The organism is Leeuwenhoekiella blandensis MED217 (assembly GCF_000152985.1).
Classification (GTDB): Bacteria; Bacteroidota; Bacteroidia; order Flavobacteriales; family Flavobacteriaceae; genus Leeuwenhoekiella; species Leeuwenhoekiella blandensis.
In genome coordinates this window covers 2,184,262-2,207,976 of the sequence record NZ_CH672395.1, presented here as the reverse complement: position 1 = coordinate 2,207,976, position 23,715 = coordinate 2,184,262, and the positions used below count along the sequence as shown (strand labels likewise).

24 protein-coding genes, 1 other RNA gene and 1 pseudogene are annotated in these 23,715 nt (G+C 40.1%); 15 read left to right on the top strand and 11 right to left on the bottom strand.

Features of this window, described 5'->3' with window-relative positions; translation table 11 throughout:
• The first annotated feature begins 96 nt into the window (after positions 1-96).
• Positions 97-1,242, top strand: coding sequence for a cysteine desulfurase family protein (locus tag MED217_RS09555; protein ID WP_009780307.1), 1,146 nt, complete (start codon positions 97-99; stop codon positions 1,240-1,242).
• Here the strand turns inward: MED217_RS09555 and MED217_RS09550 are convergent, their stop codons facing one another.
• Both MED217_RS09550 and MED217_RS09545 read right to left on the bottom strand, forming a co-directional pair.
• On the bottom strand, positions 1,243-3,699 hold the full coding sequence (locus MED217_RS09550) for a TonB-dependent receptor (RefSeq protein WP_009780306.1): 2,457 nt from the start codon (positions 3,697-3,699) through the stop codon (positions 1,243-1,245). It lies immediately after the preceding gene.
• 5 nt (positions 3,700-3,704) lie between these two features.
• Positions 3,705-5,396 (bottom strand): M23 family metallopeptidase, encoded by a 1,692-nt coding sequence (locus MED217_RS09545; protein WP_009780305.1) that lies wholly within the window; start codon positions 5,394-5,396, stop codon positions 3,705-3,707.
• 268 nt (positions 5,397-5,664) lie between these two features.
• On the opposite strand from MED217_RS09545, the gene MED217_RS09540 reads away from it, so the two are divergent.
• From MED217_RS09540 to rny, 4 genes are all read left to right on the top strand, one after another.
• Positions 5,665-5,955 carry a hypothetical protein gene (locus tag MED217_RS09540; protein ID WP_009780304.1) on the top strand — a complete coding sequence of 97 codons (291 nt, stop codon included), beginning with the start codon at positions 5,665-5,667 and terminating at the stop codon, positions 5,953-5,955.
• A gap of 11 nt (positions 5,956-5,966) precedes the next feature.
• Positions 5,967-6,257 carry a cell division protein ZapA gene (locus MED217_RS09535; protein ID WP_009780303.1) on the top strand — a complete coding sequence of 97 codons (291 nt, stop codon included), beginning with the start codon at positions 5,967-5,969 and terminating at the stop codon, positions 6,255-6,257.
• Between the two features lie 53 nt (positions 6,258-6,310).
• Positions 6,311-6,419: non-coding RNA, 6S RNA (gene ssrS / locus MED217_RS18755), on the top strand.
• Positions 6,420-6,467: 48 nt separating this feature from the next.
• The gene (rny, locus tag MED217_RS09530) at positions 6,468-8,036 is read left to right on the top strand and encodes a ribonuclease Y (RefSeq protein WP_009780302.1); all 1,569 of its coding nucleotides are present in this window, start codon (positions 6,468-6,470) and stop codon (positions 8,034-8,036) included.
• A 71-nt stretch (positions 8,037-8,107) separates the two neighbouring features.
• Here the strand turns inward: rny and MED217_RS09525 are convergent, their stop codons facing one another.
• Both MED217_RS09525 and MED217_RS09520 read right to left on the bottom strand, forming a co-directional pair.
• A complete protein-coding gene (locus MED217_RS09525; RefSeq protein WP_009780301.1) occupies positions 8,108-8,839 on the bottom strand; it encodes a YebC/PmpR family DNA-binding transcriptional regulator in 732 nt (243 codons plus the stop codon).
• A gap of 96 nt (positions 8,840-8,935) precedes the next feature.
• On the bottom strand, positions 8,936-9,220 hold the full coding sequence (locus tag MED217_RS09520) for a 4a-hydroxytetrahydrobiopterin dehydratase (protein WP_009780300.1): 285 nt from the start codon (positions 9,218-9,220) through the stop codon (positions 8,936-8,938).
• 149 nt (positions 9,221-9,369) lie between these two features.
• Between MED217_RS09520 and MED217_RS09515 the strand changes: the two genes are divergently transcribed.
• Positions 9,370-10,836 (top strand): aminoacyl-histidine dipeptidase, encoded by a 1,467-nt coding sequence (locus MED217_RS09515; protein WP_040533432.1) that lies wholly within the window; start codon positions 9,370-9,372, stop codon positions 10,834-10,836.
• Between the two features lie 173 nt (positions 10,837-11,009).
• Here MED217_RS09515 and MED217_RS09510 read toward each other — a convergent pair whose 3' ends face one another.
• The 4 genes from MED217_RS09510 to MED217_RS09495 form a co-directional block, all read right to left on the bottom strand.
• A complete protein-coding gene (locus tag MED217_RS09510) occupies positions 11,010-11,510 on the bottom strand; it encodes a DUF4168 domain-containing protein (RefSeq protein ID WP_009780298.1) in 501 nt (166 codons plus the stop codon).
• A gap of 165 nt (positions 11,511-11,675) precedes the next feature.
• A complete protein-coding gene (locus tag MED217_RS09505) occupies positions 11,676-12,854 on the bottom strand; it encodes a peptidylprolyl isomerase (protein WP_009780297.1) in 1,179 nt (392 codons plus the stop codon).
• A 2-nt stretch (positions 12,855-12,856) separates the two neighbouring features.
• On the bottom strand, positions 12,857-13,411 hold the full coding sequence (gldI, locus tag MED217_RS09500; RefSeq protein ID WP_009780296.1) for a gliding motility-associated peptidyl-prolyl isomerase GldI: 555 nt from the start codon (positions 13,409-13,411) through the stop codon (positions 12,857-12,859).
• The gene (locus MED217_RS09495; RefSeq protein WP_009780295.1) at positions 13,404-14,420 is read right to left on the bottom strand and encodes a DHH family phosphoesterase; all 1,017 of its coding nucleotides are present in this window, start codon (positions 14,418-14,420) and stop codon (positions 13,404-13,406) included. The genes gldI and MED217_RS09495 overlap by 8 nt, the downstream gene beginning before the upstream one ends.
• 76 nt (positions 14,421-14,496) lie before the next feature.
• Here MED217_RS09495 and MED217_RS09490 point away from each other — a divergent pair, with 76 nt between their 5' ends.
• Together MED217_RS09490 and MED217_RS09485 are read left to right on the top strand one after the other, a co-directional pair.
• Positions 14,497-15,510 carry an alkaline phosphatase D family protein gene (locus tag MED217_RS09490; protein ID WP_009780294.1) on the top strand — a complete coding sequence of 338 codons (1,014 nt, stop codon included), beginning with the start codon at positions 14,497-14,499 and terminating at the stop codon, positions 15,508-15,510.
• Positions 15,511-15,610: 100 nt separating this feature from the next.
• Positions 15,611-16,030, top strand: a complete 420-nt coding sequence (locus MED217_RS09485; RefSeq protein ID WP_009780293.1) for a nucleoside-diphosphate kinase — start codon at positions 15,611-15,613, stop codon at positions 16,028-16,030.
• Between the two features lie 61 nt (positions 16,031-16,091).
• Here the strand turns inward: MED217_RS09485 and MED217_RS09480 are convergent, their stop codons facing one another.
• From MED217_RS09480 to recF, 3 genes are read right to left on the bottom strand one after another with little or no spacing between them, the layout of a single operon-like run.
• Entirely contained in the window at positions 16,092-16,388 is a 297-nt protein-coding gene (locus tag MED217_RS09480; protein WP_009780292.1) for a DciA family protein, read from the bottom strand.
• Positions 16,388-16,810 (bottom strand): lipocalin family protein, encoded by a 423-nt coding sequence (locus MED217_RS09475; RefSeq protein WP_009780291.1) that lies wholly within the window; start codon positions 16,808-16,810, stop codon positions 16,388-16,390. The genes MED217_RS09480 and MED217_RS09475 overlap by 1 nt, the downstream gene beginning before the upstream one ends.
• Positions 16,807-17,886, bottom strand: coding sequence for a DNA replication/repair protein RecF (recF, locus tag MED217_RS09470; RefSeq protein ID WP_009780290.1), 1,080 nt, complete (start codon positions 17,884-17,886; stop codon positions 16,807-16,809). Before recF ends, MED217_RS09475 begins: the two co-directional genes overlap by 4 nt.
• Positions 17,887-18,037: 151 nt before the next feature.
• On the opposite strand from recF, the gene MED217_RS09465 reads away from it, so the two are divergent.
• From MED217_RS09465 to MED217_RS19130, 7 genes and pseudogenes are all read left to right on the top strand, one after another.
• The gene (locus MED217_RS09465) at positions 18,038-18,802 is read left to right on the top strand and encodes a tetratricopeptide repeat protein (RefSeq protein WP_009780289.1); all 765 of its coding nucleotides are present in this window, start codon (positions 18,038-18,040) and stop codon (positions 18,800-18,802) included.
• Between the two features lie 14 nt (positions 18,803-18,816).
• Positions 18,817-19,308, top strand: a complete 492-nt coding sequence (gene ribH, locus MED217_RS09460) for a 6,7-dimethyl-8-ribityllumazine synthase (protein WP_009780288.1) — start codon at positions 18,817-18,819, stop codon at positions 19,306-19,308.
• A 107-nt stretch (positions 19,309-19,415) separates the two neighbouring features.
• Positions 19,416-19,694, top strand: a complete 279-nt coding sequence (locus tag MED217_RS09455) for a hypothetical protein (protein ID WP_009780287.1) — start codon at positions 19,416-19,418, stop codon at positions 19,692-19,694.
• Between the two features lie 99 nt (positions 19,695-19,793).
• Positions 19,794-21,680, top strand: coding sequence for a DNA mismatch repair endonuclease MutL (gene mutL, locus MED217_RS09450; protein ID WP_009780286.1), 1,887 nt, complete (start codon positions 19,794-19,796; stop codon positions 21,678-21,680).
• A gap of 42 nt (positions 21,681-21,722) precedes the next feature.
• Positions 21,723-22,490 carry a rhomboid family intramembrane serine protease gene (locus MED217_RS09445; protein WP_009780285.1) on the top strand — a complete coding sequence of 256 codons (768 nt, stop codon included), beginning with the start codon at positions 21,723-21,725 and terminating at the stop codon, positions 22,488-22,490.
• 3 nt (positions 22,491-22,493) lie between these two features.
• Entirely contained in the window at positions 22,494-23,387 is an 894-nt protein-coding gene (locus tag MED217_RS09440; RefSeq protein ID WP_009780284.1) for a rhomboid family protein, read from the top strand.
• Positions 23,384-23,715: pseudogene (locus MED217_RS19130) on the top strand (endonuclease/exonuclease/phosphatase family protein); the annotation flags it as partial. The gene MED217_RS09440 and the pseudogene MED217_RS19130, both read left to right, overlap by 4 nt.

The window sequence follows — 23,715 nt, the reverse complement described above, 5'->3', positions numbered from 1 at the left end:
AGATTTTGGGCAAAAATAACGGAAATGCATTTTACTAACGCTTAAGCGGACTAAATAATTTTATTCTCGTTAATTTTGTGCCACTAAAATTTAGAAATGTCACAAGTGTATTTTGATAATGCGGCAACCACCGCAATTCGTCCTGAAGTATTAGAGCGTATGATCGAGGTAATGCGGGAAGTTCCGGGAAATCCTTCTTCTACGCACGCCGTGGGCCGAAAAGCAAAATCTATCATAGAACAAGCGCGTAAAACCATTGCGGGATATTTACATGTAACTCCGGCAGAGATCGTTTTTACTTCCGGAGGTACTGAAGCCGATAACCTGATCATCAACAGTGCGGTGCGCGATCTTGGAGTGCGACACATCATTACGAGTCCTATTGAGCATCACGCTGTGATTCACGTGGTAGAGCATTTGCAATTGGCTTATGATATCAAGGTTTCTCATGTAAACATCAAAGAATGTGGGAGTGTAGATCTTGAGCATTTAGCGCAATTGCTTGAAGCGAGCGACGAGAAAACGCTCATCAGTTTAATGCACATCAATAATGAGATCGGGAATATGCTCGACCTAGAAACGGTGGCTAAACTGGCTAAAGAGCATAATGCCTTGTTTCATAGTGATATGGTGCAGTCGGTAGGACATTTTGATCTGAATTTAAGTGAAATTCCTGTCGATTTTATTGCTGCAGCTGCGCATAAATTTCACGGTCCCAAAGGTGTGGGGTTTGCTTTTCTACGGAAGAACAGCAAAATCAAGTCGCTTATTTTTGGTGGCGGACAAGAGCGCGGAAGTCGTGCAGGAACCGAACCGGTGCACAACATCGCAGGAATGGAAACCGCGTTGATCAAAGCTCAGGAGCATCTTGCTGAAGAGCGCGCCTATATCGAAGAGATCAAGTGGTATTTTAAAGAGCAATTAGAGCAACACATCCCTGATGTACATTTTAATGGAAATTGTGGTGACGGTACCAAAAGTACCTACACACTGCTCAATGTGTGTCTTCCGGTGCCTGAAGATAAAGCGCTGATGCTTTTATTTCAATTGGATCTAAAGGGAATTGCATGCTCTAAAGGTAGTGCTTGTCAAAGCGGAAGCGATCAAGGCAGCCATGTGCTTAACGCCTTTCTTGCCAAAGACAAACTGAACAAGCCGTCGATACGTTTTTCATTCTCTCACGAGAATACTAAAGAAGAAGTAGATTATGTGGTGGCTACGTTAAAAGACTTTATTGCCTAGCTAAAAGCGTGCACGCAAGCGTACATTAAACACCCGTGGCGTGAGATAATTGGGAACCGCATATTGTTGCCGTGATGCCGCGTCTCGTACAAAAGTATTGGTGATGCTGTTGCGACGATCAAAAATATTGAAGATCTCAATCCCCGTGCTCAGCTCTTTAATAAAACTGTTTGTTGAAGCACCGCGTTCTGCGTTGATGATATCGTATAAAAAGCCGACATCAGACCGGAAATAAAAAGGTAATCGTGTTTGATAAAAATAAGGATCTGCATAATTGGGTGAACCTCCGGGTAAGCCGGTTTGATACACCATTTTGAGGTAAAGTTTCATATCAGGAATGCGCGGTACATAATCCTGAAATAAAAAGGCCATCTTAAAACGCTGATCGGTAGGTCTGGCAATGTACCCGCGGTCTTGAATGTTTTCTTCGGTTTTTAAGAGTCCTAGACTGATCCAACTTTCCGTTCCCGGAACAAATTCTCCTGCAAGACGCACATCTAAACCATAGGCGTAAGCTTCGGCATCATTGGCGGCGCGGTACCTGATGCGTACATTTTCTAAGGTATATGTATTTACGTGGTCTAGACTTTTAAAATAAGCTTCAGAAGTGAGCGTAAACGGACGCCCCCACATATCAAAACTCCAGTCATTGCCTAGTACCAAATGTAAGCTACGTTGTGCTTCAACCTCAGGAAGTACTTGTCCCTGAGCATTACGCAGTTCACGGTAGAAGGGAGGTTGGTGGTAAACACCTGCAGCAAGTCTAAAAAGCATATCGCTTTTCCAATTGGGTTTTATACTGAATTGCCCCCGCGGACTAAAAACCTGTTGGGTGTTGGATGCAATCCCTAAACCACTTACCGTCCAGGCTTGTGAACGCACTCCGATATTATACCAGGCTTTTGCAGTAGACCAGTTCAACCTTCGGGAATATTGTAAATACCCCATCAACCGATCGATGTTTACCGTATTTTGTGCACGTCGGGAAGTAAAGGGAGTCAACGGAGCGTCAAAGGCTTCATAAGGTTGCTGGTTGGTAAAAGTTTCAAGCGGCGGGCGCACAGAAAAGCCGGCAGAATCTATAATCTCATATTCCTGTAAACGGTCTCTAATCGATTCGTGCGCATATTTCAGACCCCAATCCAGTTGATGCTCATTTTTGATATACTGCCCTTTATGCTGAAGGTTTACAATTAGCGCATCCAGATCATTGCGGGCGTGCGTGAGCTGCGAACCAATTGCACGTGTGAAATCAACTTCACCGGCATCGGTACTGCCTATATTGGTACTGGGTGTTCCTAAAGCGTAGCGTGCATGAATGTCATAATGCTCTTGCTCCTGCGTGTGATAGGCAGAGGCGGTAAATTTTAGATTGAGATGTGTATTGGGTTTGTAGGTTCCGGTTACTGCTCCAAAATAGGTTTCATAACGGTCTTGTTCCTGACCATCATATACCACCAGCAGGGCTACAGGATCGGCTAGCGTACCAAAATTAGTTTGCCTAGTCTGCGGCTCATAATTGTAGTTATTGATGGCGATCGTTCCTAAAAAATCCATACTGAACTTGGGGTTGAAGGTATAGGTCAGATAGGTTTGTAAATCGGTAAAACGGGGTTGGTAATTGGTTTGTGTTTGTTTGGCATCTACAAGCAAGCTGTTATCCCAATAACGAGCTCCTACGAGCGCAGTAAACTTTTTGTTGTTGCTTATGCCTTCTGTGGAAAGGCTGGCGCCAAGAAGACTTAGATCTGCTGAAGCTGTAAAATTAACGGGTCTTCGGTAAGTGATATCAAGCACAGAAGAAAGCTTATCGCCATACTTAGCCTGAAAACCTCCGGCACTAAAATCAATGTTTCTAACAAGATCAGGATTTACGATACTCAAGCCTTCTTGCTGTCCCGAGCGTATTAAAAAAGGGCGATACACTTCTACATCATTGATATAGATTAAGTTTTCGTCATAGTTTCCGCCACGTACCGCATATTGCGTACTGAGTTCGTTGTTGCTGCTCACACCGGGTAAGGCTTGCAGCAAATTCTCTACACCGGGATTAGCGCCGGGAATTTTGCGTACGGTTTCGGGAGCAAGACTGATGATGCCTTCTTGTTGGTCTAACGTTGCTGAAGTGACAACCACATCTGCCATTTGTTCAACCATAGTCTTCAATACGGGATTAAATTCAATAATCTCGCCAGGCTGAAGCTTAAAGCGAGTACTACTTTGTTTATAACCAATATGAGAGAAACTGATCTTGATCTCGCGATTGGCAGGGATTGTTATCAGGTAATACCCATTTTCGTCGGTTTGCGTCCCTTCAGCATCCCAGGAAATAGCAACTGCATCTAGCGGTTGCTGTGCTTCATTAAAAACAATTCCTTTAATCGTAGCGGTTTGCGCACAAACTGTAGCGGCTGTTGTAAAAGCGCAAAGGGCTAGAAGGAATTTTAATCGGCTCAAGAGGATTATTTTCTGTAAAAAGTTGCTTCAAAAGTAGTACTATTCCCAACATTATCGGTCACGATGAGTTTAAAGTCGTTGGCACCGCTTTGGCTTATACCATCTTCAAAAGCATAGGTGAGTTGGTTCTTTTTATACTCATATTCCATAAGTGCAAAATTTCCATTGATGGTAGCCCGGTAACTTTTGATGCCGGTAGCTTCATCTGTGATCTTAAAGTTGATCGTCTTATGGTTGGAGATCCATTTTCCGTCTGTAAAGTCTAAAGATTGAATTTTTGGCGGTTGCGTATCCAAACCTATTTTAAAATCGCCCAATGCGTTTACGCTAGCCGTAAGCTGATCTCCCTCGAGACGTGCACCTTCGTAGCGCAAGCTCCCACGATAACTTACCCGTCCTATAAAAAGCTTTTCTCGATCTTCGGGTTTAAAAGCCGAAACATCATAAGCCAACCTAATGTATTTGTGTACCGGAATCAGATCTTCATCCAAATGTAAAGCATCGGTTTTAGCCGAGATATCCAGAAAGTAATCGTCATAAAATGCACCATCAGGAATAAAGAGTTCCCAATCGCCTACTTCAAAATTCTGACTGGCATCAGCCTGCACATAATAAGGTGTGGTTTTATCAATCTTTGGCGTTAAGATTTCTTCCTTTTTAATTTCGATAGGAATAACTAGCGTGGTCGTGTTGTCTTGAATGTCTTTAATTTTTATAGAGTAGATCGCGTTAGAACCATTTTCTGTAAGGTTTAGGATTCCTTTGTCCTTTTCATATTTAAAGATGCTCAAGGGATTGTTACGCTCGATAAAGAGCTTTTGAACGCGTTCACGTTCTCCTTCATAACGGGCGTAGTCGATCATTCGATTTAAATACCGGGTTTCGGCAAAGGAGAATTTATCCATTAAAACTTCAAGCGTTTTCTCCCCATTCAGGCGTGTTTCAATCGCATAAATGCCATTGTTGTTATTGGCGCCATCTTGTTGGTCGATAGTTCCTACCGCAAACCCTAGTGGACCGTAAGCACGTATTTTTTCGGCTAAGAAGGTTCCGTCTTGCTGTTTTGTAAAGTTCAGTTTTTGTTGCAATTGCGATTGATTTACCTGGCTGGAGTCGGCTAGGGGATAGACCACAAGGTCTTTAATGACCGGGTCGCGATGATCTGGAGCCTGTATACCAAAGAGTTGTGCGTTCATCGGTCGCTCATTCTTGTCTCTGATCTCAAAATGCAAATGTGGACCGCCGCTGCCACCGGTATTGCCGCTGTAAGCAACCAGATCGCCTTGGGTTACCTGTAGTTCATCAGGATTGGGAAAAAGTTCAATCTCATAACTTTCTGCCAGATATTGCTTTTCTTTTACATAGGCCTCGATTGCCGGAGCATATTTACTCAAATGACCGTAGACCGTGGTATGCCCGTCGGGATGCGTGATGTAAAGCGCTTTGCCATAGCCATAATGCGAAACCTTTATACGACTTACATAACCGCCGGCGCTGGCCACCACCTCGAGTCCTGTACGATGTTGGGTTTTGATATCTAATCCGCTATGAAAATGATTGCTTCTCAATTCTCCAAAAGTTCCTGCAAAAACCGTTGGGATCTTTAAGGGTTTGATAAATACATCCTGCGGAATATCGCTCTGCGCACAAAGGATTCCGTTAAACATCAAGAAGGCTAGCAGAAAGTTCATATTCATAGAAAAGCTAAATTAACTATTTGAGGTAAACTATAGTAATTAAACATCAAATGCTACGAATTAGTATGATGATGTAACCTAAAACATCATTCTTTTGAACAATTTGATTGGGAGCTTGAGTTTTAAATTATAATCAATTGAGTGCTAAAAAACTAAAATCCAAAACATTATTCACAGCTATATGTAATTTAAAAATAAAATAGATTGTATTGGGATATTAGTGCACGAATGTTAACTTTGTGTGACGAAGCATTGTTAAAACGAGGTTATGAGTGAACTGTTGGAGCGCGTTGATGCATTACAAAATGTGATGAGCAAATTGGTGCATCGCTACCAGAAGCTTCAGCGTCATAACGAACTGTTACAGGCTGAAAATGAACAACTGAAGCAAGATAACGACAACTTGCACGAGGTTCTTCAAAATTGGGAAGCAAAATACAGTACACTTAAAACTGCAAATGCAATGCTGGGCAGTAATGAATACAAACGGGAGACCAAGCTCAAAATAAATGCTATGATGCGCGAACTTGATGCGTGTATCGCACAACTTGCAGATTAGCACTAAAGGATATGTCAGAACACTTAAAGATCAAATTATCTATAGCAGATCGGGTTTATCCTTTAACCATAAAACCTCAACAGGAAGAAGGCTTACGTAAAGCGGCGAAAGAAATTGAGGTAATGATTAAGAAATTTGAGCAAAGTTATGCTGTGCGAGATAAGCAAGATGTTTTAGCCATGTGTGCTTTACAGTTTGCTTCAAAAACAATACAACAGGATATGAACGGCGCAGGAGAACACTCTGAAGCCATCGAGCAACTGAAAAACTTAGAGTTGCTGGTTAAAAGTCAGTTATCCTAACGTTCTTTAAAATAGAATTACTTACTGCCTACATTGGTTACATTTTTTGGTAAACTCAACACTATATTCTTTAAGAGGGATGAGTCTGAGTTGTAAAAGCGCGCCGTCTTTGAACGGATTCTTGATCAGCTCGTTAGTCCTATGATTTATTTTAAGGAGTTTACTCAAAACACTTCCAATGTAGGCTTTTTTTATATATACACTAACTCAATGGGAAATACTGTACTTATAATCGTAGGTGTCATCTTAATTGCCGGCACACTAGGATTTTTACTAGCAAAATTGCTAGAGAAAAATAATGCCTCTCAAATTGTAAGCAATGCAAAAAAAGAAGCTGCAAACATTGTAAAAGAAGCAAAGAGCGAGGGAGAATCTATTAAAAAGGATAAGATCCTTCAGGCAAAAGAAAAGTTTATCGAGCTTAAATCTGAGCACGAAAAAGTGATTCTTTCACGTGATAAAAAGATCAATGACGCCGAAAAGAGAACGCGTGATAAGGAGTCTCAGGTAAGCAGCGAATTGGCTAAAAACAAGAAATTAAATAAAGAGGTTGAGGCCAAGATAAAAGACTATGATGATCGCTTAGAATATCTTGATAAGCGTCAATCTGATATTGACAAGTTGCACGCCAGTAAGGTGCAACAATTAGAAGTGATCTCGGGACTTTCTGCAGATGATGCTAAAGAACAATTGGTAGAATCCTTAAAGGATCAGGCAAAAAGTGATGCGATGGCGTTTATTCAAAACGCGATGGAGGAAGCCAAGCTTACCGCAGAGCAAGATGCTAAAAAAGTCATCATCAACACCATTCAGCGAATTGGTACAGAGGAAGCGGTTGAAAACTGCGTTTCTGTGTTTAATCTAGAAAGTGATGATGTTAAAGGTAGAATTATTGGTCGTGAAGGTCGTAACATACGTGCCATCGAGGCCGCTACCGGTGTTGAGATCATTGTAGATGATACTCCGGAGGCGATTATTCTTTCTTGTTTTGACAGTGTGCGTAGAGAAGTTGCGCGTTTATCACTTCATAAACTTGTAACAGATGGTCGTATTCACCCAGCACGTATTGAAGAAGTAGTCAAGAAAACTACTAAACAGATCGAGCAAGAAATTGTAGAAGTTGGTAAACGCACCGTAATTGATCTGGGAATTCACGGTTTACATCCTGAATTGATCAAAGCAGTAGGTAGAATGAAATATCGTTCTTCTTATGGTCAGAACTTATTACAACACAGTAGGGAAGTAGCGAAGCTTTGTGCGACCATGGCTGCAGAATTGGGAATCAATCCTAAACTTGCTAAGCGCGCCGGACTTTTACACGATATAGGTAAAGTGCCGGAGACGGAAAGCGAAATGCCTCACGCATTACTAGGTATGGAGTGGGCTGAAAAATACGGTGAGAAACCAGATGTATGCAATGCAATTGGAGCCCACCACGACGAGATCGAAATGAAAACTTTACTAGCGCCAATCGTTCAGGTGTGTGATGCGATCAGCGGAGCGAGACCGGGAGCGAGACGTCAGGTGTTAGATTCATACATTCAGCGATTAAAAGATCTTGAAGATATTGCTTTTGGTTTTGCAGGTGTCAAAAAGGCTTATGCGATACAAGCGGGTAGAGAACTGCGCGTAATTGTAGAAAGCGAAAAAGTGAATGACGAGAAAGCTTCGGCCTTGTCTTTTGAAATTTCACAAAAAATTCAAACGGATATGACTTATCCGGGTCAGGTTAAGATCACTGTGATCAGAGAAACCAGAGCGGTGAATATTGCAAAGTAATTCCACTAGAATTTCAGTATAAAAAAAGGAGCTTCATTTGAAGCTCCTTTTTTTATTTTAGTGTATCGTGATTATTCTTCGCTTCCAGAAGAAGATTCATCCATCGAGTGATATACGTTTTGTACATCATCGTCTTCTTCGATTTTCTCCAAAAGCTTTTCTACATCTTCTGCCTCTTCAGGAGTAAGTGTTTTGGTTACTTGAGGAATGCGTTCAAAGCCACTAGAAAGAATTTCGTGACCAGCTTCTTCCAGATATGCCTGCAAAGCACCGAAGCTTCCAAAAGGGCCGTAAATGATGATTCCGTCTTCGTCTTCAAAAACCTCTTCTGCCCCGTAGTCGATCAATTCGAGTTCGAGTTCTTCCGCATCAACACCTTCTGCATTGATTCTGAAGTTACACGTGTGATCAAACATAAATTCTACAGATCCTGAAGTTCCCAGGTTTCCGTTACATTTATTAAAATATGATCGAATGTTTGCTACCGTACGGTTGTTGTTATCTGTCGCCGTCTCGATGAGTATGGCAATCCCGTGAGGTGCATAACCTTCAAAAAGTACTTCTTTATAATCGCCAAGACTTTTATCGCTGGCACGTTTAATGGCGCGTTCGATGTTGTCTTTAGGCATATTGACACTCTTGGCATTTTGTATGACAGCGCGCAAACGAGAGTTAGAATCAGGATCAGGACCGCCTTCTTTTACGGCTATTACAATATCTTTTCCTATTCGTGTAAAGGCTTTCGCCATTGCGCTCCAGCGCTTCATTTTACGAGCTTTTCTAAACTCAAATGCTCTTCCCATAATTCGGATTTTTAAAGGCGGTAAATTTAACAAAATTCGGCATTTCCTAAAGTCTAATTTTCAGATTAAAAACACCTGTATCTTTCACGTTTAAATTTAGCTTTCCATTAGGTCTTCGATAGTATGCGCAAGTTTAAAATCCTTTTCTGTTAGTCCGCCGGCATCGTGTGTAGAAAGTGAAATACTCAAGGTATTGTACACATTGGTCCATTCGGGGTGATGTTGTTGTAGTTCGGCTTCAAAAGCGATACGTGTCATTGTCGCAAAGGCTTCTTTAAAATTTTCAAACTCAAACGTTGTGTGAATGGCATCGTCTTTATATTCCCAGCCTTCTAATTTATCCAAGCGTTCGTCTATACTGCGTTGATCTAGTTTTTTCATAAGGATATTATTTAGTGTGTAAAAGTTAGCCAGAGTTTATAGGCTTTTAAAGTATTTAAGCCAAGATTAACTTTTCGAGCACTATGTAAAAGAATACCATTTTGAAAGGCGACCAAAAGTTATCCTGTACCTTTGCAAAAAACGATTTTATGACAAATAACGATATACGCCAACTTGAGCCTCAAGCGGTTTGGCAGAAGTTTGCCGACTTGAATGAAGTGCCTCGAGCTTCTAAAAAAGAAGAACGTGTTATTGCTTTTATGAAAGCCTTCGGCGAAAATTTAAATCTGGAAACTTTTGTAGACGAAGTAGGAAATGTGATCATCAGAAAACCGGCTACTTCAGGTTTAGAAAATCGACAAATGGTTGTGCTGCAATCGCATCTGGATATGGTGCATCAAAAAAATAATGCGACGCAATTTGATTTTGATACTGAAGGGATCAAGATGAAAGTGGAAGGCGACTGGGTAAAGGCTGAAGGTACAACGCTGGGAGCTGATAATGGCTTGGGTGTTGCCACCATAATGGCTTTGTTGGAGAGTACAACTATTCCGCATCCAGCGCTAGAAGCTTTGTTTACTATTGATGAAGAAACCGGAATGACCGGAGCAATGGGACTTAAAGGCGGCGTGCTAAAAGGCGATATTCTACTCAATTTGGATACCGAAGAAGATGATGAGATCGGTGTGGGTTGCGCAGGTGGAGTAGATATCACAGCGTCCCGAACCTATCAAGAAGAAGCGGTTGCTACTGGTAAAACCGGATTTAAACTTACGGTAAACGGGCTCCAAGGTGGACATTCGGGTATGGATATCATCAAAGGTCTTGGTAACGCCAATAAGTTTATGAATCGCTTTTTACTGGACGGATTTGAAAATTACGGTTTACAGATCGCCGAAATAAATGGTGGCGGTTTACGCAATGCAATCCCTAGAGAAAGTGTGGCTGTTTTTTGTATCGATGAAATTCACACCGAAGCTTTTAAAGCAGATATTGCTGAATTTACCGAAACGCTAAAAGAGGAATATAAAACTCTAGAACCTAACTTAAAGGTGACGCTTGAAGAAGCGCCGCTGCCTGAAAAGGTTATGAATCTAGGAGTTCAGGAAGGTTTATTAAAAGCTTTACAAGCCGCGTGGAATGGAGTTTATCGCATGAGTCCGGATATTGAAGGTCTTGTAGAAACTTCAAATAATGTCGCGCGAGTAGTGGTTAAAGATGGAGAAATTGAAGTGTTATGTTTAACGCGTTCTTCGGTTGAATCATCTCGTACCGATCTGGCGAATACCATTCGCAGTGTTTTTGAACTTATAGGTTGCGAAGTAGAATTATCTGGAGAATACCCGGGATGGAAACCAAATATGGATAGCCCGATCTTGAAAGTGCTGGTAGAAAAATATAAAAAGATCACCAACGAAGAACCGCATGTCGCTGCGTGTCACGCCGGATTAGAATGTGGTATTTTGGGACAGAATTACCCAGATATGGATATGATCTCATTTGGACCAACCATACGTGGTGCACATTCACCTGATGAACGCGCCAGTATATCTTCAGTACAGAAGTTTTGGCATTTTGTACAGGAGATTTTAAAAGATATTCCTGTCAAGCAATAACGCCTAACATATTCTAGTAAACCACTTCTGGGCAAGTCCATAAGGTATTGTTTGGAAACGAATGTTGAATTTCAAGGCAAGCCTTGGAGTATTCGACCCTTTGGCGGCGCCAATAAAAAAAGGGAGCTGAAATTTCAGCTCCCTTTTCATTTTCTTTTTATTCAATTTTGAATTTATCCTTCAGTTTGTTTCTTCATCATTATTCCCTGAAACTTTTTCTGAAGTTCTTTATCCTGCTGAAGCGCCATCGCTACCGCTTTATAACGATCAAGCGTTAACCCGTGGTCTTCGATAATTCCCGCCATTTTGGTTTCTAGAGCCGGTTGCATTTTTTGTAATTCAGCAACTACTGCTGCGTGCATCTTCAGTTCTTCATCTGTAGCTTCAACTTCAGCTTCAGGATTCATTTGCGCTTTTTGAATTTCGGTAAAGCGCTGTACATCGAGTCCTTCGTCCTTGATGATTCCCATCATCTTTTGTTGTGCTGCCTGATTTTCTACCTGAACTTCTTGAAATGCATCTGCAAATTTGCTTAATTCTGCAGTAGTAATATTGGCCTGCGCTTGTGTAGTCATGGGAGCTTGCATTTCTTGAGCTTTTGCTGCTGTACTAAGTGTACCTACTAAGGCTCCAGTTAATGCAAGCGTTATAATATTCTTTTTAAATGTAATCATTGCTTTTGCTTTTATATGAACTACCAAGTTTAGGCAAAGACACAGCCAATGCAATAGAATTGGGAAAAAGAATCTCCATTTTTAGAAAGGCTTAACAAAATCAGGCTTTAGCCTTAACATTTGACCTGAACCTATTAAAAAAGCCGCCTTATTCGGCGGCTATTGTTATTCGTTCTCTATTTCTCGATCATCAACCAGTTCGATCTCAAATACCAAATTGGTTCTTGGTGGGATGATGCGGTATCCACGTTCACCATACCCCAAATAATACGGAATAAACAGCGTTGCTTTATCGCCGTAATTGAGTTGCTGCACGCCTTCTTTAAAACCGGCGATCATTTGAGCTTCGGGACCGTATGGGATTTCGGTGGGTTTGTACATTTCCTCTTTAGGTCGTGTTTGCATATCCCACTTTTCGGCATAAGATTTCATACTGCTGTCAAAGAGTTCGCCATCTTCAAAATATCCTGCATAATTCACCTTAACCATTTGCGAACGTTTGGGTTTTACATCACTTCCTTTTTCTGAAATGTAAATGGCTAAACCACTTTCTAGCGTATCGGCCTTTTGGCGTTGTTCTTCGAACTGAGCTTGTTGTTCTTCTTTTAATTTTTGTTTTGCACGTGCTGCTTCGGCGAGTTCTTCAGCGTGACGATCTAACTCTTCTGTAAATACCTCGGGCGCTTCAAAATGTCTGGCATCTTTTCCTTTTCTAATAATGCGCACCGATTCCATAGTGACGGGACGCATCGGTTTTCCACGACGTGGATCTTTCATTTCTACTTCAGTAATCGCTTTAAGCACATCGAAACCTAAAATCAATTGACCAAAAACCGTATGACAACCAATTTGTGGATTCTCACAATTTTTAAGGTTGTCTTCAGCATCGTATCCGTCAAGGTGTGGAGTAGGAGCATCGGTGATAAAAAATTGGCTTCCATTGGTTCCATACCCTGAGTTTGCCATAGAAAGCACACCAATGGTGTCGTGTTTCAATTCTGGGCTAAATTCGTCGTGAAACTTATAACCGGGACCGCCACTTCCTGTACCATTGGGGTCTCCACCTTGAATCATAAAATCTTTGATGATGCGGTGAAATTTTAAACCGTCAAAATAGGGCTTCTTCTTATAAATAGAATCGGCTAACGGATTATTTCCTTCAGCAAGAGCAACAAAATTAGCAACAGTTGCCGGGGCTTGTTCATAAAAAAGCTGCACGACCATAGGGCCTTTGTTTGTATTTATTTCGGCGTATAAACCGTCTTGAAGATCGGGGTATTGTTCATCAGAACAGGCTATAAATGTAAAAAGAATCAAGAATGTAAAAAGAAGGGCTTTTTTCATAATTAATTTTCAGAATTACTGGGTTTTATGTCGTTGAGTGTAACGCGGGTTTGTATGGGCAGATTAGAGCCTATTTTGTCCTCATAACCATAATAGCCAAAGGCTTTGTGAGAAGGAAGTAAAAAAGTTACTGTCTCGCCTTCTTTCATCAGTTTAAGGCCATCTTTAAGTCCGGAGATAAGATCCTGATTGCTTTGCTCGATCTGGTAGGTTTGCGGGCCTAATTCGGTTTTAGTGACAATAGGCGTTCCGTCAAGAGCATTGATCTCATATTCAAAGCTTACCAGGTCGCCGGTTTCTGCGGTAAGAACAGCGCTGGTATCGCGCTTGTTGTAATAGTACCAAAACCCCTTTTCTGAGGTAAAGTATTCTACCTCGGGATTTTGAGCCATCAGTTCTTTGATCGCGTTTTCTTCGGCTTTATTAAGTTTTTTATTGCGTGCTATAGAAGCATCGATATAAGAGCCAGAAGAATGGCTTACAGGTCGTCTGGCTTCTGGGGTTTTGCAGCCAACTGCAAATAGAACCAAGAGTATTGCGCTTACAATCTTATTCATTAAGAGCTTCTTTGTATTGGGGTAATATACTAATAAAATAAGCAACAGTATCTTCTAATGAACGATCGCTTTTACCACCGGCAGCATTGGTATGGCCACCACCTTCAAAATGTTCACGTGCCATTAAATTCACAGAAAAGTCACCTTTAGAACGCAACGAGATCTTAATGATGCCTTCCTGCTTATTTTCGATAAAAATGAGCGCCAAAACGGTATTATCAAGAGACAGACCATAATTTACAAAGCCTTCGGTATCGCCTTTTTGATAATCGTGAGCATCTAATTCTTCCTGGGAAAGGGTGATATAGGCTGCTCTATATTCTTCTAGACGATGCAGGTTTGTTAAGGCAGTGCCTAACAATTGCATCCTTGAGAAATTGTTGGCATCATAAATTTTCTCGTGTATCAAGGCATTATCGGCACCTTTTTCTATAAGGTCGGCAATCACGCGATGTGTAGTCGCGGTCGTAGATCGAAATCGAAACGAGCCGGTGTCTGTCATAATACCGGTATATAGACACGTGGCGATAGCCGCATCTACCTGATCAGTAGCATCAAGCATTTCAAAGGTGTGATACACCATCTGGCAAGTTGCACAAATACTGGTGTCACTGTACGTAACCACAGCATAATCATCAGGTTGCTGGTGATGATCGATCATTATAAATTGTGCTTTGGCTTGTTGCAGCGCAGGAGCCATTTCAGCTACGCGAGAAAGCGCATTGAAGTCTAGCGTAAAAATAAGATCTGCCTCTTTGATGAGTCGCACCGCCTTTTTATTCTGAAGATCATATTTTACAACAGTTTCTTCAAACGGCAGCCACTTTAAAAATTTTGGATAATCATTGGGAGAAACCACGTGTGCGGTATGTCCCGTTTTAATCAAATATTGATAGAGTGCAAGTGTAGAACCCATCGCGTCTCCATCGGGGTTTTTATGAGGAACAATAACAATTTTTTTAGGCGTAGCCAATAGCTCTTTGAGAACTGCTAATTCTGATGCTTTCATAGAGGGCGAATATACAATTTCTTCATCTAGGCTTAATGTGGGATACCTTATTTTTGTGTCAAACAAGCTCTATACTATGACCTCTTGTAAGAAAGCCTTTTATTTTTTTGTGTTGTGTTTTGGATTTCAAATCACAGTATTTGCTCAAGACACTTCTCATTTTAAAATCATTTTTGGATCCTGTAATAAAGTAGATTTACTCAATCCGTTTTGGGAAGATATGGGTTCACGAAATCCTGATTTGTTTCTTTGGGGAGGCGATGTCATTTATGCTGATACTAATGATATGAGTAAGATGGAAGCGATGTATGCGCAACAAAAAGCAAATCCTGCGTATCAAAAGTTTATTCAGAATGTTCCTGTGATGGGAACTTGGGACGATCACGATTATGGTATCAATGACGGTGGTACCGAATACGCGATGAAGCGTAAAAGTCAGCAATTGTTTCTTGATTTTATAGGGTTGCCTCAAGATGCCGCGGCACGCAGTAGAGAAGGAGTGTATAGCGCAAAAACCTTTACTCAAGATGGAAAAACTATAAAAGTCATTGTATTAGATACGCGCTATTTTAGAACTTCGTTGCAGCCTTCTTCAGATCCTGAAAAGCGTTACCGCCCCAACCGAAGCAAGAAGGGAACTATTCTAGGTAAAAAGCAATGGAAATGGTTTGAGGAGCAACTTGAAGAGGCGGCCGATTTTACAGTGATTATGAGCAGTATTCAGTTGCTAAGTGCTGAACACGGTTTTGAAACTTGGGGCAATTTACCTAACGAAGTCAAGCGTTTTGAGAAACTGGTAAAAAATGCAAATTCAAAAGCGATATTGGTCTTGAGTGGTGATCGGCACATTTCTGAGTTTTCTAAAAAGAACCTAAAGGGGCTTGATTATCCCTTGATCGATTTTACCTCTAGCGGTTTGACACATTCCTATACCGCTTATGACGGTGAGCCAAACCAATACCGGGTAGGTCAGGTGGTAAGTGAACGCAGTTATGGTGTTGTAGAAATCGATTTAAAAAATAGCAGTATTCAATTAAAAATCATAGGTTTAGGGGGCGAAGTGCTTCAGGAGCTGCAGCAAGCTTATTAATAATTCCAAAGCCTTTAGGTATTGTAATTAAAAGAATTACTTTTGCACCGATTTTAAAAACAGAAAATTCCGCGTAAGCGAAATTATTAAAACACAAAAAATGGCAACAAACAGAACGTTTACCATGATTAAGCCCGATGCTGTTGAAGATGGACACATTGGCGCAATATTAGAAAAGATTACAGCTTCAGGATTTCGTATCGTAGCTTTAAAATTAACTCAAATGACTGTGGCAGATGCACAAGAATTCTATGCAGTACACAGTGAGCGTCCTTTTTACGGAGAGCTTGTTGAGTTTATGAGCAGAGGTCCTATCGTTGCTGCTGTTTTAGAAAAAGAAAATGCAGTAGAAGACTTTAGAACTTTAATAGGAGCAACCAATCCTGCTGAAGCTGCTGAAGGAACTATCAGAAAAATGTTTGCTAAATCTGTAGGTGAGAACGCAGTTCACGGTAGTGACAGCGATGAAAATGCAGCTATTGAAAGCGCATTTCACTTTTCAGGAAGAGAGATGTTCTAATCCAACAAGGATTTAGAACGAAAAAAGCGGCTCATTGAGCCGCTTTTTTTATGTGTTTTCGTTAGCGTAAGACCACTTTTGTGATCACTTCTTTGCCCAGTTCTTCATTGAGGTTGCGCATAATTTTTTCTTTACCATAACTCAATTCCTCTCGCAGGACTGAGGAGCTGAGTTGTACAATGAGGCGATCCCCATCAAGTTTTAATTGGGTGGTATATTTTGAAATTGCCGGTCCCATCACATCGCGCCAGGCATCGGCAACATTGACTTTATCAAAGCCTTTTTGAAGTTTATTGGTTTCAACAAATGCACCAAGTACATCTTTAATAGATTTAGGATCTGCGTCACGTTTTGCCATTAATCGGTAATATTTATTTTTTCAAATTTTTTATAAGAATAGATCATTCCGCGATCGTTTTTTACGCTGAGCTTTTCATCATTTGCTTCTAAAACAGTCTCTGTCCAGGAATCAAAAGGTGTACGGTATTGTAAACGCAAAGAATCATCAATTATTCTTGCGGTTACTTGTTCTTGGGTGTCGCTATTTACAAAAGTTCCGTCGATTCGCGGAAGCACTTTGGTTCTAAAACCGGTAGAATCTTGAATCTCAATATAATCTATACGTTCATTAAATTTATAAGCTCTGTCCTTTCCAAAAGGAGTTTCTACGTTTTCAATTTCCCAATAACCGTTCAGGTTTTTCAATTGCGCTTCGGGATCATTTTTTCCGCAGGAAATTAAAGAGAGTAGTAGCAGTAAAAGGATTCCTGATTTAGTCACAGTTTAAAAAGTTTATAGGTTTGATGAATTTCTTTTACAATAGCTTCGGTGCGATCTGCGTGGGTATCACTTATAAAAAGTTGGCCAAAATTATCATCATTTACCAGATCGATAATCTGTGTAACACGGCTTTCGTCTAGCTTATCAAAAATATCATCCAAAAGCAATATTGGCGTGGTGTTACTTTGTGCTTTTATGAAGTCGAACTGCGCCAGTTTCAGTGCAATGAGATAGGATTTTTGCTGACCTTGACTACCAAATTTCTTTATAGGATGACTTTCAATTTTAAAGTTGAGATCATCGCGATGCGTACCAACACTAGTGTATTGAAGCGCGCGATCTTTTTTTAGGTTTTCTTCGAATAACTGATTTAAAGGCGCATCGTTGAGCTGGCTTTTATACTTCAATTTCACTTCTTCTTTGTCTCCGCTTATCGCGGCATAACGCTTTTTAAAAATGGGAGTGAAATCTTCTAAAAACTGTTTGCGTTTTTTATACAATGAAGTACCTAACTCGTGCATTTGCTCATTGTAAATAGCAAGCGTATCTGGATTAAACGTATGATTGGCGTTAAAATATTTAAGTAAAGCGTTGCGCTGCGATAAGATCTTATTGTACTTTATGAGCGTGTCTAGATAGGCTTTATCGCTTTGCGAAATGACACCGTCCATAAATTTGCGACGGGTTTCGCTTCCTTCGATTATGAGATCTCGATCTGCCGGCGAAATGATGACTAGCGGAAGAAATCCTATATGATCAGAAAAACGCTCATAGATCTTGCCGTTGCGTTTAATCACTTTTTTTTGACCTCTTTTTGCACTCACAATTACCTTTTCTTCCCGATCATTTTTATCATAAATACCATCAATCACAAAAAAGTCTGCATCGTGATTAATGTTTTGTGTAGTAATAGGATTGAAGTAACTTTTACCAAAAGAAAGATGATACACCGCATCAAGCACATTGGTTTTTCCGACTCCATTATTGCCTACAAAACAGTTGATTTTAGCATCCAGATCAAAGGAGATGCTTTCAAAATTTTTATAGTTAATAAGCGAAAGTGCTTTAAGGATCATACCGAATATAAATGTTTTAAATGTGCTAAAACCTTGATAAATAAAGGCTTGGTGAATTAAAGAAGCGTATGCAAATTATTGAAAAATAAAAAACAATACGCTGTTAATATTGAATAAAAATTTTATTTTTGCGCCCAACAAAAGTTAAAGTATGGCAACATATCAAAAAAGAGGTTATAAACCTAAGAACAAAGAAGAGGTTGAAGAGCAGGTGCAGGAAGAAAGCACAACTGCAGAAGTTTTTGAATCCTTAGATGAAGGTGCTTCAAAGACCGAAGCTTGGGTAGAAAATAACCAAAAACCAATTTTTATTGGTATTGCTGTTATCGTAGTTGCTGTTTTAGGTTATTTGGCGTTTGAGAAATTTGTTCAAGAGCCCAAAGAACTTGAAGCTTCTAACGAGATGTATCAAGCACAGAATTATTTTAACGAAGCTGTTGAAGGTAGCGTAGCAAAAGATTCTCTTTTTAATCTTGCACTTACCGGAGGTGAAGGTAAATATGGTTTTCTAGATATCATTGATAACTACGGAAGCACAAAAGCCGGAAATCTTGCACATTATTATGCAGGTATGGCTTATTTAAATACAAATAAGTATCAGGAAGCGATAGATCAATTAGACGATTTTGAAAGTGATGACGCGATGTTAGCGCCATTGGCAAAAGGTTCTATTGGAGATGCGTTTATGCAATTAGATCAGCCTGAAGAAGCACTATCTTATTATGAGGATGCTGCTAAAACTGCAAAAAATAATTTTGCAGCTCCACGTTTTCTTTTGAAAGCGGCGAAGGTTGCATTAGCTCTAGATAAAAAAGACAAAGCAGCTTCATTATTAAAACAAATTGAAGAAGATTACAGCACGTCTGCAGAGGCTAGTGAAGTACCTCTTTTATTAGGAGTGGCTGGTGCCGAATAACTAAAAATAACATTATGGCTACAACAGACTTGTCTGTTTACGATAAAGCAACAATCCCAAATGCGAAAGATTTTCGGTTTGGGATTGTTGTTTCAGAATGGAATGATAAAATTACCGAAGGCCTTTTTCAAGGTGCTTTTGACACCTTTATAGACTGTGGTGTTCAAAAGGAGAACATCGTGAGATGGAATGTTCCCGGAAGTTTTGAGTTGATCTACGGATGTAAAAAAATGCAGCAGAGTTATGACATGCTTGATGCTGTAATTGCTGTAGGTAGTGTAATTCAAGGACAAACCAAACACTTTGATTTCGTTTGTGAAGGGGTAACGCAAGGCATCAAAGATTTGAATATTCAAAGTGATATTCCTGTGATCTTTTGTGTACTTACAGATAATACGATGCAGCAGGCTATAGATCGTAGCGGTGGCCAGCACGGTAACAAAGGTGTTGAAGCTGCTGTGGCAGCGATTAAGATGGCACAACTGCGTAAAGACGCTCGATTTTAAAAAGAATTCGCTATATTCTTAGTTGGAATGCTTTTTGTATTCTTTGGATTGAGGAAAAGTTGTTTTTATAGACTTTCCTTTTATTGTAACTTTGAAATTTAGGAATTATGGGAGTTTTAAAAACACGTAAAAACAAGAAATATAGCTACAGCCCTCGATACTATGAGGGAAGCAGTACTCCGTTTAAATTAGAATCAAAATTTGATCAGTACCGTAAGGCTACACTCGAGAATAAGGGCCTTAAAAAGAAGTTTACCACTGCTTGGGATGATTTTAAATACAATAAAGATGAGCGGGCAAATAAGATGACACTCATCATTATTATGGCGCTTCTTTTTCTTTTTCTTTATATCATCGATTTTGATTTGAGTATATTTTTTGGATAGTTTTTACTTCCCATTTTCAGTATCGAATTAAAAAATTTTGACACCCATTTACATCAGTATTTCTCTGATCGTCTATGGGTGTTTATGTAAACCTATTAGATGTCTGATATCATAAAACTTTTACCCGATCACGTTGCCAACCAGATTGCAGCGGGAGAAGTAGTACAACGCCCGGCTTCGGTGGTAAAAGAGTTATTAGAAAATGCTATTGATGCTGGCGCTAGTTCTATAAAATTGCTGGTTAAAGATGCCGGTAGAACCTTAATTCAAGTCATTGATGATGGTAAGGGGATGAGCCCCACAGATGCGCGCTTGAGTTTTGAACGTCACGCCACTTCAAAAATCAACGCTGCCGATGATCTTTTTGCTTTAAGTACAAAAGGATTTAGAGGTGAAGCGTTGGCTTCTATTGCCGCTGTCGCTCACGTAGACTTAAAGACAAAGCCCGAAGATGAAGAGGTGGGAACGCAAATCGAGATCGAAGGCAGTACGATAAAAAATCAGGAAGTTTGTGCCGCGGTTAAAGGAACTTCAATAGCTGTAAAGAATCTGTTTTTCAACATTCCTGCTCGACGTAATTTCTTAAAGTCAGATTCTGTGGAGTTGCGTCACGTGATCGATGAGTTTCAACGGGTTGCTTTGGCACACGAGACTATTGCTTTCACGCTGTATCATAATGATAGCGAACTTTTTAACCTTCCTAAAACCAATAAGCGTCAACGTATTGTGGGTGTTTTTGGTCCTAAAACCAATGAAAAATTAGTTCCCGTTTCCGAGGAAACTGAAATTGTAAATATCGACGGATTTATTATAAAACCAGAATTTTCAAAGAAGACTAAAGGCGAACAGTTTTTCTTTGTGAATGATCGATTTATCAAGCATCCTTACCTTAATCATTCGGTGAGTGCGGCTTTTGACGGCTTGTTGCCAGATCGTGCCCGCGCGAGCTACTTTATTTATCTAAAAGTAGATCCCAAGACGATTGATATCAATATTCATCCCACAAAAACTGAAGTGAAGTTTGAGGATGAACACGCGATTTACACGCTTTTAAGAGCGGCAGTTAAGCACAGTTTGGGGCAGTTTAATATTGCGCCGGTTCTTGACTTTAATCGGGAATCTAATATGGATACGCCTTATGCCTATAAAAATAAGGAAGCAAAGCCACCCAAGGTTGAAGTAGATCGTCATTTCAATCCGTTTGAAGAAGAGCAAAAGGTAACGACTAGCGGATTCAAAAGTGCACCGAGCTATGAAAAAAAGAGTGCTGCCGGTTGGGAAAATCTTTATGCAGGACTCGATAGAAAAACCGATACCAGCGGTTTTAGTCACGTAGAGATCGAGCAAGAGCCAGAAACTGAATCTTTGTTTATAGAACACGAAAGCAAAGGCTTCAGTGAGTCTAAAGAAACTGAGAACGATTCAGCTAACACGTACCAGATTCATAGTAAATATATCGTAAGTGCGATAAAAAGCGGCATGATGCTCATCGACCAAAACCGGGCGCATCAACGTATTTTATATGAAGAATTTCTGCGGAATATCACCGTCAAAGAATCGGTAAGTCAGCAATTGCTTTTTCCGCTTCGGCTTGATTTTTCTGCTTCAGAAATTGAGATCTTAAAAGAACTGAAAGATTCTTTAGAAAATACAGGTTTTGCCTTGAGTATGCCTGAGGCTGGAGTTCTAGAGGTTTCAGGTATTCCTGCAAGTATTCAGGAGAGTGAAGTTTCTATAGTGCTGGAGCAACTTTTAAGTGATGTAGAGCAGGAGGTTCCTAATGCCGGCTTTAGTCAAACAGATGTTTTGGCTAAGAGTATGGCAAAAAGTATGGCGGTAAAAACCGGTGAAAAGTTAGATGAGCGTTCACGGGAGCATTTGGTAAACAAATTATTTGCCTGCACTGAACCCACGCTGTCGCCATTTCTTAAAAAAACGTTTATTACGCTTACAGTCGAGGAGCTGGATCGTAAATTTAACGCATAATACTTAACGTATAGTTGCGTTTAATCATTTCAAACCAGATTAATGGGTAGAATAACCGAAACAGTAAAAGTACTTCTTATCATAAACGTGATCTTTTTTCTTGGATCACAATTTTTGTTACCTAATGCAGTCCAGCTCTTTGGTCTTTGGTTTCCTGAAAATCCCAATTTTCACTTTTGGCAACCGGTGACGCATATGTTTATGCACGATCAAAGTAGCATTTTTCATATTTTATTCAATATGTATGCGCTTTGGGCTTTTGGTGGTCCTGTAGAGCAAGCGCTGGGGCGTAATAAGTTTATTTTCTTTTATTTCTCTGCGGGTTTGGGAGCTGCTTTAATACACACTTTGGTAGGGTATTATCATTATCAAGCCGGTTATGAAGTCTTGATCAATGCAGGTTTAACCCCTGCAGAAATTGCAGATACTGTAAATAAAGCCTTTACAAGTATTCAGCAGTCGGGCCAGTATTCTTATCCAAATGTTGGAGAGCCTGAAAAAATTCAAGGGATGATCGAAGCGTTTTCTACTTCAGCTGTAGGAGCATCTGGTGCTATTTATGGCGTTTTAGTCGCTTTTGGAATGTTATTCCCTAATGCTGAATTATTCTTAATTTTCTTGCCAATACCGATTAAAGCTAAATTTTTTATACCTGGATTGATTTTGCTTGATTTGTTTTCAGGAGTAACCGGTTTCTCAATATTTGGAGGAAATATTGCAAATTTTGCGCATATTGGTGGAGCACTTTTTGGTTTTATAATGATGTGGTATTGGAAAAAGAACAGTTTTAACGATAAACGCTGGTATTAATTTATGGCAGGACCTAGCTTAAGTTATCAATTTAAAACGGCAAACATTGTCGTAAAGCTCATTGTGATCAATGTTTTGGTCTGGATTGGTTTTATGCTGTTAGAATGGATGCTGAATTCTGGGGCTATTTTGAGTCATTGGTTTAGTCTACCTACAGATCTAGGCCGATTGATCATTCAGCCTTGGTCGCTGCTTACCTACGCATTTTTACACGCCGGTTTTTGGCATATTTTCTGGAATATGCTCATTTTATATTGGTTTGGTCAGATTGTACTCAATTTATTTACCGAAAAGCGTTTTCTTACGATTTATCTTTTAGGTGCCTTATCTGGCGGAGTTTTATTCGTTTTAGCGTATAATCTTTTTCCTGTTCTCATTACCTCGAGCGCTTATCTGGTGGGAGCTAGTGCAGCCGTTAGAGCCATTATGATCTTTATTGCCGCGTATACGCCCAATACTGAAGTGCGTGTGATTTTCTTTAATGTAAAACTCTGGCACATAGGTGTATTTGTTGTGCTTACTGATTTGATTCAAATTCCAAGTTCGGGAAATGCAGGCGGACTCCTTGCACACGTGGGCGGCGCTATTTTTGGTTATGTTTATGCACAGCAATTGGGTAAAGGCAACGACATTGGACTTTGGTGGGAACGGCTTGCTGATAATTTTGTGGGCTTATTCAAGGCCAAGCCAAAAGCAGCTAAGAAAGCTAAAATGAAGACCGTTTATAAAAATAAGACCACTTCAGAAAGAACTTCCTATCGTTCCAGACCGTCGATGTCTAAGAATGAAAAGCAGGTCAAGATCGATGCTATTCTAGACAAAATAAGTAAAAGCGGTTATGACAGTCTTTCAAAAGACGAAAAAGACTTCTTGTTTAAAGCCGGAAAAGAGAATTGATGAAAAACCTTGGGATCTGGAACAAATTTGTTTTTTTTATCAATAGCATTTTTGCCTTCTTCCTTTTGGTTGGATACATTCTTCCGTATTATCCACCTAAAATTTTCCCTCCTATATCGGTATTAACCTTGGTAATTCCTGTGCTCATCGCAGTGAATGTACTTTTTGTGATCTATTGGATTTTCTTACTGAAGCGTCAAGTTTTATTATCGCTAATTGTTTTGGGCTTATGGTTTTTTCATCATACAACCTTATATAAACCGGGTGGAGGAAAACTTCCTGCAGAAGTTGTAAAAAGTGAAAATCAAATCCGTTTGTTTAGTTATAA

Coding starts and splice junctions, on each gene's coding strand:
- MED217_RS09490 (WP_009780294.1), top strand. CDS start 14,497: ATGACCTCTTGTAAGAAAGCCTTTTATTTTTTTGTGTTGTGTTTTGGA.
- MED217_RS09480 (WP_009780292.1), bottom strand. CDS start 16,388: ATGGCAAAACGTGACGCAGATCCTAAATCTATTAAAGATGTACTTGGT.
- MED217_RS09520 (WP_009780300.1), bottom strand. CDS start 9,220: ATGAAAAAACTAGATCAACGCAGTATAGACGAACGCTTGGATAAATTA.
- MED217_RS09485 (WP_009780293.1), top strand. CDS start 15,611: ATGGCAACAAACAGAACGTTTACCATGATTAAGCCCGATGCTGTTGAA.
- MED217_RS09545 (WP_009780305.1), bottom strand. CDS start 5,396: ATGAATATGAACTTTCTGCTAGCCTTCTTGATGTTTAACGGAATCCTT.
- MED217_RS09445 (WP_009780285.1), top strand. CDS start 21,723: ATGGGTAGAATAACCGAAACAGTAAAAGTACTTCTTATCATAAACGTG.
- MED217_RS09495 (WP_009780295.1), bottom strand. CDS start 14,420: ATGAAAGCATCAGAATTAGCAGTTCTCAAAGAGCTATTGGCTACGCCT.
- MED217_RS09455 (WP_009780287.1), top strand. CDS start 19,416: ATGGGAGTTTTAAAAACACGTAAAAACAAGAAATATAGCTACAGCCCT.
- gldI (WP_009780296.1), bottom strand. CDS start 13,411: ATGAATAAGATTGTAAGCGCAATACTCTTGGTTCTATTTGCAGTTGGC.
- rny (WP_009780302.1), top strand. CDS start 6,468: ATGGGAAATACTGTACTTATAATCGTAGGTGTCATCTTAATTGCCGGC.
- MED217_RS09525 (WP_009780301.1), bottom strand. CDS start 8,839: ATGGGAAGAGCATTTGAGTTTAGAAAAGCTCGTAAAATGAAGCGCTGG.
- ribH (WP_009780288.1), top strand. CDS start 18,817: ATGGCTACAACAGACTTGTCTGTTTACGATAAAGCAACAATCCCAAAT.
- MED217_RS09510 (WP_009780298.1), bottom strand. CDS start 11,510: ATGATTACATTTAAAAAGAATATTATAACGCTTGCATTAACTGGAGCC.
- mutL (WP_009780286.1), top strand. CDS start 19,794: ATGTCTGATATCATAAAACTTTTACCCGATCACGTTGCCAACCAGATT.
- MED217_RS09555 (WP_009780307.1), top strand. CDS start 97: ATGTCACAAGTGTATTTTGATAATGCGGCAACCACCGCAATTCGTCCT.
- MED217_RS09540 (WP_009780304.1), top strand. CDS start 5,665: ATGAGTGAACTGTTGGAGCGCGTTGATGCATTACAAAATGTGATGAGC.
- recF (WP_009780290.1), bottom strand. CDS start 17,886: ATGATCCTTAAAGCACTTTCGCTTATTAACTATAAAAATTTTGAAAGC.
- MED217_RS09440 (WP_009780284.1), top strand. CDS start 22,494: ATGGCAGGACCTAGCTTAAGTTATCAATTTAAAACGGCAAACATTGTC.
- MED217_RS09515 (WP_040533432.1), top strand. CDS start 9,370: ATGACAAATAACGATATACGCCAACTTGAGCCTCAAGCGGTTTGGCAG.
- MED217_RS09535 (WP_009780303.1), top strand. CDS start 5,967: ATGTCAGAACACTTAAAGATCAAATTATCTATAGCAGATCGGGTTTAT.
- MED217_RS09465 (WP_009780289.1), top strand. CDS start 18,038: ATGGCAACATATCAAAAAAGAGGTTATAAACCTAAGAACAAAGAAGAG.
- MED217_RS09505 (WP_009780297.1), bottom strand. CDS start 12,854: ATGAAAAAAGCCCTTCTTTTTACATTCTTGATTCTTTTTACATTTATA.